Source organism: Bacillus sp. L75 (assembly GCF_003676355.1).
Classification (GTDB): Bacteria; Bacillota; Bacilli; order Bacillales; family Bacillaceae; genus Bacillus; species Bacillus velezensis.
Genome location: NZ_ML064903.1, coordinates 332,888 through 350,063, shown reverse-complemented (window position 1 = coordinate 350,063; position 17,176 = coordinate 332,888). Strand labels below are relative to the sequence as shown.

The following is a 17,176-nucleotide window of genomic DNA, read 5'->3' as shown; positions in this document are numbered from 1 at the left end:
GGCTGACTTTCTTCAGCAGTTTTGATGTTTGAGCCATTCATTTTTGGCAATCCACGCCCCGCCGATAACTCCGGCGTCATTTCCAAGTGCCGCAATCGAAATATCGGCCGCTTCCGCAGAACGCGGGAATGCGGTGATTTTGAAAGTCTCTTCCACTTTTGACCGCAGGATTTCACCCGCTTTGGAGACGCCTCCGCCGAGCACGATTTTCGTCGGGTTCATGGCGCTTGCCAGATTTCCGAGCACGAGGCCTAAATGTTTTGCGACATAATCGACGACTTCAAGTGCTGTCTTATCCTGCTGTTTAGCCGCTTCGAACACGTCACGTGCTGTCAGATCGCGCACTTGTAAGAGCGAAGAGTCGGAAACCGCCGCAAGCTTTTCTTTCGCGATGCGGACGATGCCGGTTGCGGACGCAATCGTTTCGATGCAGCCGGATTTTCCGCAGTTGCACGGAGCTCCTCCTTCCGGAATACTGCAAATATGACCGATTTCTCCGCCGGCCCCGTTTTTGCCGTGAACGATTTCTCCGTTGACGATGATGCCTCCGCCGACTCCGGTTCCGAGCGTCACTAAAATGACATCTTTAGCCCCGTCACCTGCACCCTTCCACATTTCTCCGAGCGCTGCGATATTGGCATCGTTTTCAATGACGGCCGGAATACCCGTTTCCGCCTCGAGATGGTCTTTCAGCGGATAGTTTTTCCACCCCATATTTGTCGTCTCATAGACCATCCCCGTCGTCATTTCCACGGGTCCGGGCGCTCCCATTCCGATCCATTTTACGATCCGTTTCGGCTTGTTCAGTTCTTCCAGCTTCTGATCAAGCGCTTTGGCGATCGTGACCGTAATAGTGTTTCCTGATTTATCAGTCGGAACTTCCCATTTATGCTGAATTTCACCGTACATGTTGATAAAGGCCAGCTTGATGGTTGTTCCGCCAAGATCAATCCCCGCAAACCATGTATCTTCCATAATAATCTCCTTTTCTTATTAAAATCCTGCTGTGTTATCTGCCTTTGATCCGCTCCGATTCTCTCTGAAGAACTCCGGCGGCTTTTTGCCATAATTCTCTTTCAATCACGTTTGACAAGTACATTTCCTTTAATTCATCTTTCATAAAGTCAATTTCGGCTTGTCTGTCACCGAAATAAACGATATGTCCGAATGACTTAAACAGCTGCTGCACCTCATAAAATGAATTCATCTTCTTCACCATTTCTATTCTTCTTAGTATAAGCGTATTTCATCACTGATCCGGGCGTCAAGCAAAAAACGATTGGAGAAAATATCCTTGTATTATTTTCATAAATTGTATATTCATAATTGTAAAAAAACACTCATTTATGCGTTTTTCTGTTACAATACTTTCGTGCCCAAAAGCACAAAAGGATTAAAGTTTGATGGGGTGTTGTTTTGAAACAAGAAAAAAGGCTGACGTTCATCTCAGCCATCAGTTTATTTGTCTTGATGTTAGCAGTCATTATTTCCTGCCTGTTTTTCTTTCATACAGAGCCGCATATGCCGCTGTTCTTTTGCGTCATTATTCTGTCTCTGGCAGGTTTGTGGCTCGGTTTCTCGTGGGACAGTCTTGAAAAAGGAATTGTCAGCGGATTGAAAAACGGTGTGCAGCCGATTATCGTGCTGGCTTTGATCGGTGTGCTGATCGGCGCCTGGATGTACAGCGGCGCCATTCCCACCGTCACCGTTTATGCTTTGTCAATTATACAGCCGAGTCAGCTGCTTTTGACCGCATTATTTTCCTGCATGATTATCAGCACGCTTGTCGGCTCAAGTCTGACAACTGTCAGTACAATCGGCGTCGCGCTGTTAGGGGTAGCAAGCGCGGCGGGAGTTCCGCTCGAATGGACGGCGGGAGCAGTCATTTGCGGGGCTTGTTTCGGTGATAAAATGTCACCGATGTCCGACACAACGAATTTTGCCGCCGGAATCGGCGAAATTCCAATTTTTAAACATATTCGCCATATGATGGGCACTACCGTTCCGGCACTGCTGATCACGATTGTTCTTTTTTATATTCTCGGTTCATCGGTTTCAATAAATGCCGCTTCAACGCAAAATATTGAGGCGGTCATTTCCGGAATAAAAGAGGCCGTGCACGTTACGCCTTGGTCGCTTCTTTCACCTCTGTTGGTGATCATTTTAGCTGTGAGACGGGTTTCCGTGATTCCGGTGCTTACCGCCGGTATTATTTCCGCAGGGCTTCTGACTGCTGTTTTTATTCCTGACAGCAGCATTCAAGGATTTATATCCGCCCTGCAAAGCGGGACGGCGTTTAAAACCGGCGACCAGGCTGTTGCCAGCATTATCAACAGAGGCGGGCTCCAATCGATGATGGGATCAGTCTCTCTGATCATGATCGCCTTTGCGCTCGGCGGCCTGATGGAAAAAACGGGCCTGATCGCGGCGCTGCTTCAAGGATTGATAAAAGGCGTGCATACGAAAGGACGTCTTGTCATGGCGACCGTCTTCTCAAGTATAGGCGTAAACCTTGCGACAGGTGAGCAGTACTTGTCGATTTTAATTCCGGGTCAATCTTATAAACCTTTATATGACAGGCTCAGCATTAAGCGGATTCACCTCGCGCGGTCGCTTGAGGACGGCGGAACATTGATCAACCCGCTGATTCCCTGGGGAGTAAGCGGCGCTTTTATGGCAAGCGCATTAGGGGTTTCCGTCATCGACTACCTGCCGTTTACTTTTTTCCTGTACATTTCTCCTATGATCTCAATTCTGCTCGGTTTCCTGAAAAAAAGCTGACAATACGAGAAAACCTGCCGTTTTTTACCGGCAGGTTTTCTTATGCAAAAAATCCCGCTGAAAAAAACGGGATTTGTTTAAAATGCCTGCTGAATGAATTTGTTTCTGATAAACGGTATTTTTAAAAAGAAATGAATGAATGTCCGTCTGATCCCCGGCTGGCTGAGCACGCTGTTCATCAGACGGTAGCGGTTTTGGTAAACGGCTAAAACAGATACGGCGCATAATGAGTAGATCAACAATTTTTTCATCTTATCCCTCCTGCCCCTATCGTTTGTCAAACAGCGAGAATTATTCCGGTGCAAGAAGTTTTTTATGCGATTAAGCGATGGTTTCAGATTCAGTCACGATCATATCGACCGGAATATCGTGGGGCATGCGGGGAATGCGGTCTGTCAGCTGGCAGTCAAAGAGAAGCGACACGGTACGGCCTTTATAACCGGAGAGGTACCGATCATAATATCCTCCGCCGTATCCGATTCTGAAGCCTTCCCGGTCAAAAGCCACGCCGGGCACAATTACAAGGTCAATGTCATTTTGGGCGGCTTTTTCCGTCAGGCTCTCGATCGGTTCACTGAGGCCCGCATATACGGTTTCCAGCTGATCATACGCAGAAAATGTACGGAACTCCATTGCTCCCGTCTGCGGAAAGCATTTTGGGATACAGACTTGTTTTTTCTCTTTCCAGGCCTGTTCAATAATCGGCCGTGTCGGAATTTCCAGGCGTGTCGAGATGGTAACGGCGATCACGCGGGCCTGTTTCCATTCTTTTAAAGAAAACAGCGTTTCACGCATGCTGCGGCATTTTGCCTCCCATTCACTTTCTGTCATGTCAGAAAGCTTTGCTTTGATAGCGGTTCTGATTTGTGCTTTCACGTTTCTCAAACCTCCCTGAAAGACAAAAAAGCCAGAACTTTATTGAAAGCTCCAGCTTTTTCCGCTGTTTTAAACAGCTTATTTTGTTTCACGGTGTAACGTAGATTTTTTATCACGTGGGCAATATTTTTTAAATTCAACGCGGTCCGGATTGTTGCGTTTGTTCTTTTTAGAAATATAGTTACGCTCACCACATTCAGTGCAAGCCAAAGTAATATTAACGCGCATTATTTTCCCTCCAAACTAAATATCATTTACTTATTCAGACTTATATATAATACCACTATAATGGACGGAATGCTAGAGTGATTTACATGAAATGTTGTTTAAGTACAGAAAACATCAGTTTATGCTTCTGATCCTCTGAATGAGCTTGCGTCAGATGAAGGGAAAATATGACGAAACAGGACAAAAAAGGACTTTCTGATACGAAATCTATAGAGAAATAACCGTTTGCTCCCCGAATAAAAAAGATTTCCCGACAAAATTCCGTTTTTTTCTCTATTTCCTTTAGAATGGCGGCGTTTTATGGTATAAAAAAGAAGGGCAAATTAATAATAGAAGGTGATGAAACGTGGAAATTGCTATTATTGCGTTGTTTATCGTCAGTATAGCGCTTATTGCATTCTCATATTCTCAAAGAGATCCGATGAAAGACGTGGAACAGGAGCTTGAAACGCTTCAGCTTTCCGCCATGCAGGAAATTTACAAGTTGAAAAAGAAAATGACGGTGCTTGAAGAAGAATTGCTGGAAACCAACCTCGTGATCCGCAAAGCCAAAAGCAGCGGCATTAACCAAAAAATCGCCAAACAAATCATTTCAAAATATAACAACGGAATGTCTGCGGAAGCCATCGCAAAAGCGGAGCACGTGTCTGTCGAGGACGTCAATACCATTATTAAAGATAATGAGAAGGTGCTCGTATGACAAAACGGGGCATTCAGGCTTTTGCAGCAGGCATGATTTTAGCGACGGCCGTTCTCGCTGCTGTCTTCTATTTGACTGACCATGACCAGGCAGCCGCCGTTAAAACCGAAAAAACAGCATTGACAGAGAAAGAAGTAAACAGCTACCTCGACGATCAGCAAAAAGTCTCCGTCAACCGGGATGACTATCAAAAACTGCTTGATTCTAAAGAAAAATCGTTAAACAACGACCAAAACACAGACGCCAAAAAGAAAAAAGTAACATACAAACTGACGATTAAAGACGGAATGAGCACTGCTGATGTGTCATCCATTCTTGAAAAAGAAGGGATTATTCCTTCAGCGAAGGACTTTAATGATTACGTCATTGACGCAGGTTACCATAAAGAAATCCGCGCCGGCCATTTCAAAGTCGACTCAGATATGAGCTTTAAAAAAATCGTCAAAACATTAACCCGCTAAAAAAGCTTGCAGGCATCGTCCATTCAGATGGATATGGCCGGCAGGCTTTTTTAATAGGCAGTATAAAACGGACCCGGTCAATGGCCGGGCCCGTTTTTTTCATCCGAATTTTCCGGTGATATAATCATGTGTTTTTTGATGATCCGGTTGAGAAAATATTTTGCCCGTATCCCCCCACTCTACCAGTTCGCCCATATAGAAAAACGCGGTTTGATCAGAGACCCTCGCAGCCTGCTGCATGTTGTGCGTCACAATGACGATTGTATACTTTTCTTTCAATGTCAAAATCAGCTCTTCTATTTTCCGCGTGGACACGGGATCAAGAGCGGACGTCGGTTCATCCATCAGAAGGACGTCCGGTTTTGTGGCGAGCGCCCTTGCGATGCACAGCCGCTGCTGCTGACCGCCTGACAGTGAAAGCGCCTGCTGGTGAAGGCGATCTTTCACTTCATCCCAGAGCGCGGCGGCCTTTAAAGATTCCTCGGCGATTTCAAGCAGTTTCTTTTTATTTTTTTCGCCGTGAATTCTCGGACCGTACACGACATTCTCAAATATCGACTGCGGAAACGGATTGCCTTTTTGAAACACCATACCGATCTGTTTTCTTAATTCTGCCGCATCCGTCTTTTCTTTCAGCAGATTGCGTCCGTTATAGATCATGTCGCCTGTCACTTTGACATTCGGGGCCATTTGCAGCATTAAGTTTAATGTTTTAATAAAAGTGGATTTCCCGCAGCCGGACGGACCGATGATCGCAGTTACCTTCCGCTCCTCAAAACCGATCGTAATGTCTTTTAAAGCCTGGTGGGCTCCGTACCATACGTTCATGCCGTGAATATCAAATAAATTCTGTGTGTGCACCGCTTCCTTCACAAGGCTCACAGTCCTTCCCCCTATCCGAACTTTCCGTTAATGTAGTCATCTGTCTTTTGCGCTTTAGGACTCGTGAAAATTTGTTCTGTCTGCCCGTATTCCACCACTTCCCCGTTTAAAAAGAAAGCCGTTCGGTCAGACACCCTCAGCGCCTGCTGCATGTTATGCGTAACGATAATAATCGAATAATCTTTTTTCAGTTCTGTCAAAAGCGTCTCGATTCTGGCGTTTGAAATAGGGTCCAGAGCTGAGGCCGGTTCATCTAAAAGAAGTACGGCAGGTTTCATCGCAAGCGTACGGGCGATACAAAGACGCTGCTGCTGGCCGCCTGATAACGAAAGAGCCGATGAATGAAGCCGGTCTTTAACTTCATCCCAAAGCGCCGCCTTCGTTAAGCTTTCCTCGACCGCATCATCCAAAACGGCTTTCCTGCGTTCCCCCGCATACTTCAGCGCATGTGTGATGTTATTGTAAATGGATTTCGGGAACAGATTCGGTTTTTGAAACACCATACCGATCTCCCGTCTGAGAGACACGACATTAATCGCTTCCCCCAAAATATTCAGCCCCTCATAAAGGATCTCTCCCTCGCTTCTTGCAAAAGGGATGGCATCGTTCATTCTGTTAATCTGTCTCAAAAATGTTGATTTCCCGCAGCCGGACGGACCGATCAGAGCCGTCACCGCATGTTTTTCAATATCCATGTTTACATCTTTAACCGCTTGTTTGTCACCGTAATAAATTGATAAATGCTTCACTTCCAAAATTGAAGACTCCGGCGAACGCTTTGTCTGTTCCGCTTGTTCCCTGATGATGTGATCAATCATGTTTTCGCCTCTTTCCGATTAATTTGCCGTAAGCTTTTTATAAATGACAGATCCGAGCCATCTTGCACAAAGGTTAAACAAGAGCACCGAAATCACCAGCACCGCGGAGCCGCCGTTTGCAATCGCTTCGGCGTCAGGGATGATTCCCTGCGTATTGACACTCCATATATGAACCGCCAGCGTCTCAGCCGGCCTGAAAATGTTGAAAGGAGATGATTCAGAAAACGGGTTCAAATCCGTAAAATTCAGCCGCGGCGTTGTCAGTCCCGCTGTAAATAACAATGCGGCCGCTTCTCCGAATACTCTTCCTGATGCGAGAATGGCTCCGGTTAAAATCGAAGGAATCGCACTCGGAATCAGCACCGTTTTGACGGTATGCCATCTCGATACGCCTAAAGCGAGAGAAGCTTCTTTCAGCTCCTTAGGAACTGCAGTGAGCGCGCCTTCTGTCACCCGGACCATAACGGGAAGGTTAAAGACCGTTAATGCGAGCGCGCCTCCGATAATCGTGTAGCCCCATCCGGTCAGGTTTACAAACATCAGCATGCCGAACATCCCGATGACAATGGACGGAAGCGAAGACAGAACCTCAATACACGTTCTGATAAAATCAGTGATTTTATTTTGGGGCGCATATTCAGCCATAAAGACGCCGCCCCCCACACCAAGCGGTATCGTGATCAGCATGGTGATAAACAGAATGTAAAAGGAATTAAAAAGCTGATCCCGTATTCCGCCGCCTGACGCAATGGCGCTCGATTTTGACGTAAGAAAATGCAAGGAGATTTCAGAGACGCCGTGAATAAGAATGTACAAAAACAATCCTGCCAAAATCGCCGCAATTACAGCGGCGCATAACCCGAATACACCGGTGGCCAATTTATCCGTTATTTTCCGGTTCATTACACTTTCCTCCTAGACGACAAGTAGCGTATGAGCAATATAAACAGAAACGACATGATGAGAAGAACAAGCCCCATAGACCATAACGTATTATTTTCAATACTGCCGTATGTGGTATGGCCCATGTTTAACGTAATAATCGTCGTTAATGTTCCCGCCGTATCAAGCAGGCTTTCCGGCAGAAGCTTTGTATTTCCGATAACCATCTGTACGGCGAGTGCTTCTCCGAACGCTCTTGCCATCCCGAGCACGACAGCGGTCAGCAATGTCGGAAACGCCGCCGGGATAAGCACCTTTCTGATTGTCTGCCACCTCGTCGCACCAAGCGCATATGAACCGTCGCGAAGGTGTTTCGGAAGTGACGCAAGCGCATCAGCGGAAATCGATGTAACAGTCGGCAGAATCATTACCGAGAGTACGATCGTCCCCGCCAGAAGGCTGTGACCCGTTCCGCTTGATTTAAAAGAGCCGATAAACGGAACCAATACTGTAAGACCTATGAATCCATAAACGACGGACGGAATGCCGACAAGCAGCTCAATTACCGGCTGCAGCACCTTTTTTCCCCAAGTCGGCGCAATTTCCGTCATAAACACGGCACCCGCAATACCGAGGGGCGCTGCGATCAGAGCGGACAGAACCGTGACCGCAAATGATCCGAAAATAAAAGGCAGCGCGCCGAACTCAGGTTTTGCCTGGGTTGGATTCCAATTCAGACTTGTTAAGAACTCAATCGGGCTTACACCATTTACAAAAAAAGATTGCAGCCCCTTTATGCCGAGAAAAATTGTGATCGCCGCTGATGCCGCAATGATAATCGCGGCACACACAGACACAATCACCCTTCCGCGGACTTCATCCATTTGCCTGTTTTGTTTTGAGCTTATTAAGCGTTCGCTTACAGACTCTTTTTCTCTGTGATTTATCATTTGTTTACACTCCTATAAGGAAGAAGAGGCGGGGAGCCCGCCCTCCCCTCAGCTTTGCTTGCCGTTTGCGTCACGTGTGACTTTCATATCAGAGATCGGAATGTAACCTTGATCTTTTACGATACTTTTCTGTACTTCATCGCTGTTCATATAGTCAAGAAACGTTTTTGTAAGGCCTGACGCTTCACCTTTCGTATAAGAGTGCTCGTAAGCCCAAATCGGATACTCGCCTGTGACGACGTTTTTCTCTTCCGGTTTGATGCCTCCGATCGATAAAGGCGTTACTTTGTCATCGTTTATATAAGAGAATGCCAGATAACCGATTGCTCCCGGCGTTTCCGCAATGATTTTTTTGACTGTATTGGAGGAATCCTCTGTAATGCCCTCAGCAGGATCTGCTCCGTCAAGCGCGTATTTGACGAACGTAGCGCGTGTTCCTGATGAATCAGGACGGTTCACGAGTGTAATTTTTTGATCTTTACCGCCAAGCTCTTTCCAGTTTTTAATTTTTCCTGTAAAGACGTCTGTCAGCTGTTTTTTGGTTATATCCTTTACGCCCGCACCGGGGTTGACCGCAGCCGCCATCGCCACTACCGCTACTCGGTGGTCTTTTAGGGCTTTTGCATCAATGCCTTCTTTTTCTTCAGCAAAGACATCTGAGTTGCCGATTTGCACTGCCCCTTCAGACACTTGCGAAAGACCTGTTCCTGAACCTCCCGCTTGCACCTGCACATCAGCATCCGGATGTTTTTCCATAAACTTTTCCGCCGCTGCCAGTACTAACGGCTGCATGGCTGATGAACCAGAAATGGTTAAAGAACCTGATGCTTTTTTATCCGCACTTGCAGATTGACTGTCTGTCTTGCCGCTTTCCTTTGCATTTCCGCATGCTGCAGCAACAATCATAACAGCAGCCATCAGAAGCATAAGCATCCATTTGTTTTTTTTCATTTCCTGAATTCCCCCTGCATTTAATGTGTAATTTGTCCTACAGGTCTAGAGTAAAGGGTTCTTGTAAAATGCGTATAAATCAAGTGTTAAGGTTTTGTAAATCCGGATGTTTTTTTGTATAAAAAAAACGCTCACAGATTGTGAGCGTTTTTCTATTAGTTGTTTGTATTGCCGTTTTCAGCGTCTTCCTGAATTTTATCTTCGTTTTTCTGCTTCGTATTATTATCTTCTTGCTTCTTTTTCAGCTCAAAGTATTTGTCCAGAGCTGCTCTTCCTATATCATCCGTAATCGAATATCGATCGCTGTAATTAATATAGGCCCAAGGAACGACTACAGAAATAGCCACTTCCGGATTATCAGCAGGTGCATACGCGACAAGAGTCGTGTTATATGTTGCTTCACCCGTCTCTGATTTGTCAGGACCGTCATAGAAAGATTGCGCGGTACCCGTTTTACCGGCAGGACTGTAAGTCGCAGTCGCAAAATCAGTTGCGGCTGTCCCTTTTGTCATGACGCGTCTGAAACCTGCCTGCACTTCTTTAATGTCTGCATTATTCATATCAATCTTGTTCAGCACTTGGGGCTGAACAGACTCTACAACGGCTCCGATTCCTTTTTTCGAATCAGGCTGCCTGACCTCTTTTACAAGCTGAGGCTTCAAACGATAGCCTCCATTGGCGATTGTAGATACATACTGCGCCATTTGCAGCGGTGTAAACGTATCATACTGTCCGATGGCAAAGTCTAACAGAAGACCGGAAATTCGCTGTGACCCTTGGTACCCGGTCGCTTCATTCGGAAGATCAATCCCCGTCTTAACTCCGAGTCCGAACTGATTGAAGTAGTATCTGAAAGTATCGAATGCCTTCATATCAAGCGGCAGGGACTGGCCTTTTTTGTACTCCCCTTTACCGACGGCAATCGCCGTTTTGAACATGAACACGTTTGATGATTCCTGAAGCGCTTTTTGGATATCTACGGGACCTAAATTCGTCCATGATTTTTTCGGGTTTTTACTTCCCTTGAAATACATAGGTTCATCCTGGAAAACGGTGTTCAAATTAATCGCGCCCGTCTGCAGTCCGGTCAACACCGTCGCTCCTTTGACCGCCGATCCCATTGCGTAGGAGGAAGTCATTGCGCCGAGGGCATAATCATTAATTTTGTACTTTCCATGGTCATTCGTAATCTGTTTGCCGGCCATCGTCAGCACTTCTCCGTTTTTCGGGTTCATCATGACGACGAAGGCCCGATCAAGAAGCTTCGTGCTCGGTCTCGCTTTTGCCGATTTTAAATTTTTCTCAATGATTTTTTCAACGGATTTCTGCAGGTCCATATCAATGGATAAAACAAGGTCTTTGCCGGCCTGTCCTTTTGAAATCACTTTGCTGCCCGTGACATTTCCGGATGAGTCGGTTAAGTTCTGCACTTTCTCTTTTTGCCCCTGCAGCAGGCTTTCATATTGATATTCTAAATAGCTTTTTCCGACCCTGTCATTCCGGCTGTAGCCAAGTGACAGATAGTGATCCAGCAGGTTGGACGGAAGACCTTCGTTCGAACTGGATACACTGCCGAGCAATGTCCGGATCAGGCTTTTATAAGGATAAGACCGTTCCCAGTCAGACGTCACGTCAACTCCCGGCAGTTCATCCAAATGTTCGCTGACGACGGCCATTTCTTTTGCCGACACCCCTTCATTTTTGATGTATTGAGGCGTCAGTGAGTAGCCTGAATCCATCTGCCTTTTGATCGCAAGGATCTGCATATCTTTTGAAGTGAGCTCATTCAGCTGTTTGTCTGTGATACGTTTCAGCTGAAGCTGATATAAATCATCGTCAGACAGTTTTTTGTCTTCAGCTTTTTGCTTTTCTTCGGCCGTAATCAGTTTTTTCGCTTCATCAGGCCTCGTTAACATCCAATAGTCTTTTTTATCCCGCTCAGTCACCTTTTTGGTGCTTACCTTAATCATACCCGACAGTTTTTTTGCGATTTTCAAACGCTGCGCCTGGGTGGTTGAGGCTGAACGTGTATATGTAATCGCATTTAATGCTTTATTCGTTACGATGGGATTTAGGTTCCGGTCGTAAATTTTCCCTCTCGGAACCGCCGTGCTGACATCAGACTCCTCCTGCTTATTAGCGGCGTTTTTATAATCATCACCCTGAACGATCTGCTTGATGCCAAGCTCGACGATAATCCAAGTGAAAATAAGAAACGCAGCCAAAAACAAAAAATTAAGCCGGATCGGCAGTGATTTTTTCTTTTCTTTGTTTACAGCTATTTTCTTTTTATTTCTCCTCATGACATCACCTTTTCTTATTTACAGAAAGAAATGACACCTTCTGTTCAGGTGCCATTTTTCATTCTAAAGGTTTTTTCGATATTTTTCTACAGATAACCCTTTTATCTTTCTCCTTTTATAAAATTCGGTTCCGCCGCCCGTTTTTGTCGGTCTTCTTCCACTGTTTCATCAGAAGTTTCCGTGTCCAGTTTGATGTCTTTTATAAAGTAATAAATCAGCGGATGCCCGGCTCCGAGCAGCACGAGCGCCGCCGGTATTCCCACTTTTTCCTTGAACAATGTAACGATGACAAGGAAACAAAGGATGGAAACGATCCGGCCCGCATTTAAAAATAACTCCCTGAGCACAATGTATTCAATTCTGGCTTTTCTGGCAAGCCGCGCCCGGCCTATCACATCGTATGTAAGCGAGACATACGGCACGAGAAGAACTGGATAGCCGATCGCAATAAACACTCCGTACAAAAGGAGCGTCGTGAAGCTCATTTTAAAAATGATGAGAAACAGGGCGCCGTACAAGATCAATCCGCCGATAAGAATCGCCTTTTTCCGCGCTCTTTTTTTGATGAGCCTTGATGCAAAATAATAGGCAAAAAAAGAAACCGCGGAATTGACGAGACCGAATGTTCCGAGCGCCAGCTCACTGTTTGTCGCAATGAATACAAATACGCTGATTAAAAAAACAAAAATCCCTTCTCTCAAGCCTTGAAAAAAGTGCGCGTTGGTAATCCGGCGCCAATTCAGATTCGTGTGGCGCTCATCAAAAACTTTTTTCAGCATAAACCGGCCTTTCGACTCCCTCCGCTTCAGAAAAAAGCTCATGACCACGGCAAGGGCAAATAAGCCGAGCGACAGGCTGAAAATGATTGTATAACCCGTATTGTTTTCAAGTCTTGAAATGACATATCCGGCCACAATTGGACCGATCATGCCCGCCGATGAAGACAAAATGCCTAAAAACCCGTTAAAAAAATCTCTCGTTTCCGGTTCCGTGATTTCGAAAGTCAGCACATTAAAAGCCAGCCAGTAAAAGCCGTATCCAACTCCGAGCACGGCCCCTATCAAAACGAGACGGGAAGCCGCAGTTTCTCCGGCAAGCAGCACACTTAAATAAAAAGCGGCCAAAAAGATAACGCCGAACCTTAGAATAAACACCCTGTCAATTTTTTTAGCCAGCCGGCCCGCCAGCAGAAAGGTAACCGGCTGCATCGTTACGACCGACAAATTGTATATGGCCAAATCAATAAATTTTCCCGACTGCTTCCACAAATACACGTTGACAAATGTATTTGACAGCGCGATGCCCAATGAGTAAAGGCCGCCAATCGTCAATAACAGCAGCAGCCCTTTATTTATTTCGATGTCGCCGATAATTTTTTTTATTTTGCTCATCATTGACTCCCCTTTACTACACATTAGTTTGTCTCACTCAAACTGAGATATGTAAAAGGAATCAAAGTCAATAAAAAAACAAGGCCTCCCGCGGGAGACCTTGTGATCATTCAACTCAATTATTTTGCTTCGCTGTAAAGACGGGCAACTTCATCCCAGTTCACAACATTCCAGAAAGCTGAAATGTAATCAGGACGGCGGTTTTGGTAGTTCAGGTAGTACGCGTGCTCCCAAACATCAAGACCGAGAACAGGTGTTTTACCTTCTGAAAGCGGTGAATCTTGGTTTGGCGTGCTTGTAATTTCAAGTTTGCCGTTGTTTACAACGAGCCAAGCCCAGCCTGAACCGAAACGGCCTGCAGCTGCTGCGGCGAATTTTTCTTTAAATTGATCGAAGCTTCCGAACGTGCTTTTGATCTCTTCAGCAAGCTCACCAGTCGGTTCGCCTCCGCCGTTCGGAGATAAAAGAGTCCAGAATAAAGAGTGGTTTGCATGTCCGCCGCCATTGTTGCGGACTGCCGTGCGGATGTCCTCCGGCACTGCGTTCAAATCAGCAACAAGCTCATCTACAGATTTCTCTGCAAGCGCAGATCCTTCGATCGCTTTGTTGAGGTTTGTCACGTATGTGTTATGGTGCTTCGTATGGTGAATCGTCATCGTTTCCTTATCGATATGAGGTTCTAAAGCATCATAAGCGTAAGGCAATTCTGGAAGTTTGTAAGCCATAATTTTTTCCTCCTTTAAATATATGTACTGAAATGCCGCTTAACGCGAACTTTTCTAATCTCAATGTAACAAAAGAAAGCGTGGTAATCAATGAAAAAGCTCACAATCCGGCGATTCCAGCAGACATATTACACTTTATCCGTTCACGGCCGAAATTAAACCTTTCTAAAGCACCGTCCATAAGAAATACCCGATCATAAAGAGCTGAATGACGCCTTTTGCCGCCACGCTTGTTAAAAAGCCGATTAACGAGCCGAGCCCCACTTTTGCCGCGGACTTGATATCCTTTTGATGAACAAACACCTCAGCGCAGAGAGCACCGATAAACGGGCCTAATATAATGCCTGCCACGGGAATAACGAAGGGTCCGATCAATAATCCGATCGTGCTTCCCCAGATTGCCGCCCTGCTTCCTCCGTACCTTTTAACGCCAAGTAAATTTGACACATAGTCAGCTGCGAATAAAACGGCCGCAAATACCGCCTCAATGAGCCAAAACAGGTAAGAATAAGGACTGAAGGAAAACAAAAATCCGTAGAGAAGAAAACCGGCCACAATAAAAATAACGCTTGGAATCACCGGATATACAAGCCCGATAAAAGCAATGACGAAGACCGCAATGATAATCAGCCAATACAAAACACTCATGAAAAAAACACCCTCCTTTGTTTTGCGGGCGATCACCGCTTCCCGCTTTATCTTATTATGTATGATTCCTTATCACCGCTTTAAATACTCTCACTTGTGTTCATCCCCTGTGAACGATACAATAAGCAACATATACCAGTTTAGGCTAGGAAGTGAAGATGTTGAACATATTTACGGCTTTATTGAAAAGTACATACTCTCCGGCGGATATTGCAAAAACACGTTTTCAGGGGATAGGAAAAGCGATCCTTTATGTATTTTTGCTGTCTGTCCTTTTTACGCTGCCAAGCGCTTATTACCTTTCCTCAGGCACCGTAAACTCAATGAACGGTTTCAAAACCGTGTTAAAGAAAGATTTCCCTGATTTCAGCATTTCAAACGGAGAATTGCAGACGAAAGCATCCGCCTCTAAGGAAACGGAAGCGAACGGGTTCGTCATCGTGTTTGATCCGACAGATGCTTACGGCGCGAAACAAATAGCGGCGAAACAAAATGCGATCGGCATTTTGAAAAATAAAATGGTGCTTGCTGTAGACGGACAGGCGACAGAAATGAATTATTCGCTGATGCCAGCTGATATCACAAAAAAAGAAATCATATCAGCATTAAACCAAAATAAAACAATGATCGTCACTGTCCTGTCCATTTTGCTGTTCATCATGACAGCGGCCGGAAAATTCATTGAAGTATCATTTCTCGCCGTCATCGGCCTGATATTGAAAAATGCGCAAAGAAAGACATTGAATTACCAGCAGCTCTGGAAGCTTTCGGCTTATTCCATTACACTTTCGACCATATTCTTTACGATCATGCGCGCGCTTGTTATTACGGTGCCGAGTGAATTTTTAGTGAATTGGTTTGTAAACTTTATCATCCTTTTCCTCGTCTTAAAAGAGATACCGCCAAGAAAAACAGCTGTGTAACAAAGACTGCCCCCGGCGGTCTTCTTTTTTGTCATGAACAAAATGGGACAAGCATACAATGAAGTAAAAATGTATGCGGGAGGCGGTTGGAATGAAGCGGCTTACTTTTGTATTCGGCAGTTTATTTGTGATATTCATTATCTTTTACGATCTTAAAATCGGCACGATCCCTTCTCAAGACCTTCCAGCATACGCAGCGGCAGCACAGCCAGCCCGACAGGAATCTTCATACAGAACGGTTACGGTCAAAAAAGGCGATACGGTGATGTCGATAGTCGGCGCACATAAAGCGCCAGATGATATTGCGCAAGATTTTGAAGCGCTGAATCCGAATGTAAAAGCAAACGCAATTCAGGCAGGCACCGCTTATAAATTCCCCGTCTACCGCAATTAAACGTTAATTTCTTGTCAGTTCGGCAAATACACTGTTACAATATAACATGTAAATAGAAGTTGCCTGACATGTAAAAGGCTCAGCCTGCAAAAGCGGTAACTACAATTAAGGAGCGATTGACAAGTGAGTGAAATCACACATCGTACAAAAACGCGTCCCGTCAAAGTGGGACCTTTAACAATAGGCGGAAATAACGAAGTCGTCATTCAGAGTATGACGACGACCAAAACACACGACGTAGAAGCAACAGTTGCGGAAATCAACCGTTTAGCCGAAGCCGGCTGCCAAATTGTCCGGGTGGCATGTCCGGACGAACGCGCCGCTAACGCGATTGCCGACATCAAAAAACAAATTTCCATCCCTCTCGTTGTCGATATTCATTTTGACTACAAGCTTGCATTAAAAGCAATTGAGGGCGGGGCCGACAAAATCAGAATCAACCCGGGAAACATCGGCCGCCGCGAAAAAGTGGAAGCCGTCGTAAAAGCAGCGAAAGAAAAAGGAATTCCGATCCGGATCGGCGTAAACGCGGGTTCTTTGGAAAAACGCATTTTAGAAAAATACGGCTATCCGACTGCTGACGGAATGGTTGAGAGTGCGCTTCATCATATCAAAATCCTGGAAGACCTTGACTTTCACGACATCATCGTCAGCATGAAAGCGTCTGACGTCAATCTAGCCATAGAAGCATACGAAAAAGCATCAAAAGCATTTGATTATCCGCTCCACCTCGGAATTACAGAATCGGGCACGCTGTTTGCCGGAACGGTAAAAAGCGCGGCCGGACTCGGAGCGATTTTAAGCAAAGGAATCGGAAACACGCTCCGGATCTCTCTGAGCGCCGACCCGGTTGAAGAAGTAAAAGTAGCCAGAGAACTGCTGAAATCATTCGGTCTCGCTTCAAACGCGGCTACGCTTATTTCATGCCCGACATGCGGACGGATCGAAATTGATCTCATCAGCATCGCAAATGAAGTGGAAGAATACATTTCTAAAGTCAAAGCGCCGATTAAAGTAGCCGTTCTCGGATGTGCCGTTAACGGACCGGGCGAAGCAAGAGAAGCTGATATCGGGATTGCCGGCGCGCGCGGCGAAGGACTTCTTTTCCGCAAAGGCCAAATCGTCCGCAAAGTCCCTGAAGAAACCATGGTCGAAGAGCTGAAAAAAGAAATCGACAAGCTGGCAGAAGAACACTACGCAAAGCTTGAAGCGGAAAAAGCAAAAGCAGAACAAGAAACACAAAAAGCTTGACGGATATTCCGC

The 17,176-nt window shown here is 45.6% G+C and carries 20 protein-coding genes; 6 read left to right on the top strand and 14 right to left on the bottom strand.

What is annotated here, in order from left to right:
- Window positions 1–12 precede the first annotated feature (12 nt).
- A complete protein-coding gene (gene glcK, locus D5S11_RS07960; RefSeq protein WP_003153068.1) occupies window positions 13–975 on the bottom strand; it encodes a glucose kinase GlcK in 963 nt (320 codons plus the stop codon).
- A gap of 34 nt (window positions 976–1,009) precedes the next feature.
- The gene (locus D5S11_RS07955; protein ID WP_108724820.1) at window positions 1,010–1,219 is read right to left on the bottom strand and encodes a YqgQ family protein; all 210 of its coding nucleotides are present in this window, start codon (window positions 1,217–1,219) and stop codon (window positions 1,010–1,012) included.
- A 197-nt stretch (window positions 1,220–1,416) separates the two neighbouring features.
- Between D5S11_RS07955 and nhaC the strand changes: the two genes are divergently transcribed.
- Window positions 1,417–2,781 (top strand): Na+/H+ antiporter NhaC, encoded by a 1,365-nt coding sequence (nhaC, locus tag D5S11_RS07950; RefSeq protein ID WP_108724819.1) that lies wholly within the window; start codon window positions 1,417–1,419, stop codon window positions 2,779–2,781.
- Between the two features lie 77 nt (window positions 2,782–2,858).
- Here the strand turns inward: nhaC and D5S11_RS07945 are convergent, their stop codons facing one another.
- The 3 genes from D5S11_RS07945 to rpmG all read right to left on the bottom strand — a co-directional run bounded on the left by D5S11_RS07945 (window position 2,859) and on the right by rpmG (window position 3,885).
- A complete protein-coding gene (locus D5S11_RS07945; RefSeq protein WP_003153061.1) occupies window positions 2,859–3,032 on the bottom strand; it encodes a hypothetical protein in 174 nt (57 codons plus the stop codon).
- A 70-nt stretch (window positions 3,033–3,102) separates the two neighbouring features.
- Window positions 3,103–3,657, bottom strand: a complete 555-nt coding sequence (locus D5S11_RS07940; protein ID WP_108724818.1) for a 5-formyltetrahydrofolate cyclo-ligase — start codon at window positions 3,655–3,657, stop codon at window positions 3,103–3,105.
- Between the two features lie 78 nt (window positions 3,658–3,735).
- Complete coding sequence (gene rpmG, locus D5S11_RS07935; protein ID WP_003153056.1) at window positions 3,736–3,885, bottom strand: 50S ribosomal protein L33; 150 nt, start codon at window positions 3,883–3,885, stop codon at window positions 3,736–3,738.
- 346 nt (window positions 3,886–4,231) lie between these two features.
- Here rpmG and D5S11_RS07930 point away from each other — a divergent pair, with 346 nt between their 5' ends.
- Window positions 4,232–4,585, top strand: coding sequence for a hypothetical protein (locus D5S11_RS07930; RefSeq protein WP_003153047.1), 354 nt, complete (start codon window positions 4,232–4,234; stop codon window positions 4,583–4,585).
- Window positions 4,582–5,046: an endolytic transglycosylase MltG gene (locus tag D5S11_RS07925; protein WP_007408308.1), complete on the top strand. Its 465-nt coding sequence runs from the start codon at window positions 4,582–4,584 to the stop codon at window positions 5,044–5,046. Before D5S11_RS07930 ends, D5S11_RS07925 begins: the two co-directional genes overlap by 4 nt.
- A 99-nt stretch (window positions 5,047–5,145) precedes the next feature.
- Here the strand turns inward: D5S11_RS07925 and pstB (D5S11_RS07920) are convergent, their stop codons facing one another.
- The 9 genes from pstB (D5S11_RS07920) to D5S11_RS07880 form a co-directional block, all read right to left on the bottom strand.
- Entirely contained in the window at window positions 5,146–5,928 is a 783-nt protein-coding gene (gene pstB, locus D5S11_RS07920; RefSeq protein ID WP_003153040.1) for a phosphate ABC transporter ATP-binding protein PstB, read from the bottom strand.
- A gap of 11 nt (window positions 5,929–5,939) precedes the next feature.
- The gene (gene pstB / locus D5S11_RS07915) at window positions 5,940–6,746 is read right to left on the bottom strand and encodes a phosphate ABC transporter ATP-binding protein PstB (RefSeq protein ID WP_032866444.1); all 807 of its coding nucleotides are present in this window, start codon (window positions 6,744–6,746) and stop codon (window positions 5,940–5,942) included.
- Between the two features lie 18 nt (window positions 6,747–6,764).
- On the bottom strand, window positions 6,765–7,649 hold the full coding sequence (pstA, locus tag D5S11_RS07910) for a phosphate ABC transporter permease PstA (protein ID WP_007408306.1): 885 nt from the start codon (window positions 7,647–7,649) through the stop codon (window positions 6,765–6,767).
- Window positions 7,649–8,578 carry a phosphate ABC transporter permease subunit PstC gene (pstC, locus tag D5S11_RS07905; RefSeq protein ID WP_012117997.1) on the bottom strand — a complete coding sequence of 310 codons (930 nt, stop codon included), beginning with the start codon at window positions 8,576–8,578 and terminating at the stop codon, window positions 7,649–7,651. Before pstC ends, pstA begins: the two co-directional genes overlap by 1 nt.
- A gap of 48 nt (window positions 8,579–8,626) precedes the next feature.
- Window positions 8,627–9,529, bottom strand: a complete 903-nt coding sequence (locus D5S11_RS07900; protein ID WP_108724817.1) for a phosphate ABC transporter substrate-binding protein — start codon at window positions 9,527–9,529, stop codon at window positions 8,627–8,629.
- Window positions 9,530–9,684: 155 nt separating this feature from the next.
- On the bottom strand, window positions 9,685–11,832 hold the full coding sequence (gene pbpA, locus D5S11_RS07895; protein ID WP_020956086.1) for a penicillin-binding protein 2A: 2,148 nt from the start codon (window positions 11,830–11,832) through the stop codon (window positions 9,685–9,687).
- Between the two features lie 101 nt (window positions 11,833–11,933).
- Window positions 11,934–13,223, bottom strand: a complete 1,290-nt coding sequence (locus D5S11_RS07890; protein ID WP_007408302.1) for an MFS transporter — start codon at window positions 13,221–13,223, stop codon at window positions 11,934–11,936.
- A 119-nt stretch (window positions 13,224–13,342) separates the two neighbouring features.
- A complete protein-coding gene (sodA, locus tag D5S11_RS07885; RefSeq protein WP_003153025.1) occupies window positions 13,343–13,948 on the bottom strand; it encodes a superoxide dismutase SodA in 606 nt (201 codons plus the stop codon).
- 165 nt (window positions 13,949–14,113) lie between these two features.
- Complete coding sequence (locus D5S11_RS07880; protein ID WP_015240226.1) at window positions 14,114–14,596, bottom strand: DUF456 domain-containing protein; 483 nt, start codon at window positions 14,594–14,596, stop codon at window positions 14,114–14,116.
- Window positions 14,597–14,754: 158 nt separating this feature from the next.
- Between D5S11_RS07880 and D5S11_RS07875 the strand changes: the two genes are divergently transcribed.
- The 3 genes from D5S11_RS07875 to ispG all read left to right on the top strand — a co-directional run bounded on the left by D5S11_RS07875 (window position 14,755) and on the right by ispG (window position 17,164).
- Window positions 14,755–15,519: a DUF1189 domain-containing protein gene (locus tag D5S11_RS07875; RefSeq protein ID WP_108724816.1), complete on the top strand. Its 765-nt coding sequence runs from the start codon at window positions 14,755–14,757 to the stop codon at window positions 15,517–15,519.
- Between the two features lie 91 nt (window positions 15,520–15,610).
- Window positions 15,611–15,913: a LysM peptidoglycan-binding domain-containing protein gene (locus D5S11_RS07870; protein ID WP_007408299.1), complete on the top strand. Its 303-nt coding sequence runs from the start codon at window positions 15,611–15,613 to the stop codon at window positions 15,911–15,913.
- A 132-nt stretch (window positions 15,914–16,045) separates the two neighbouring features.
- Window positions 16,046–17,164, top strand: a complete 1,119-nt coding sequence (gene ispG, locus D5S11_RS07865) for a flavodoxin-dependent (E)-4-hydroxy-3-methylbut-2-enyl-diphosphate synthase (protein WP_169510269.1) — start codon at window positions 16,046–16,048, stop codon at window positions 17,162–17,164.
- Window positions 17,165–17,176 lie beyond the last annotated feature (12 nt).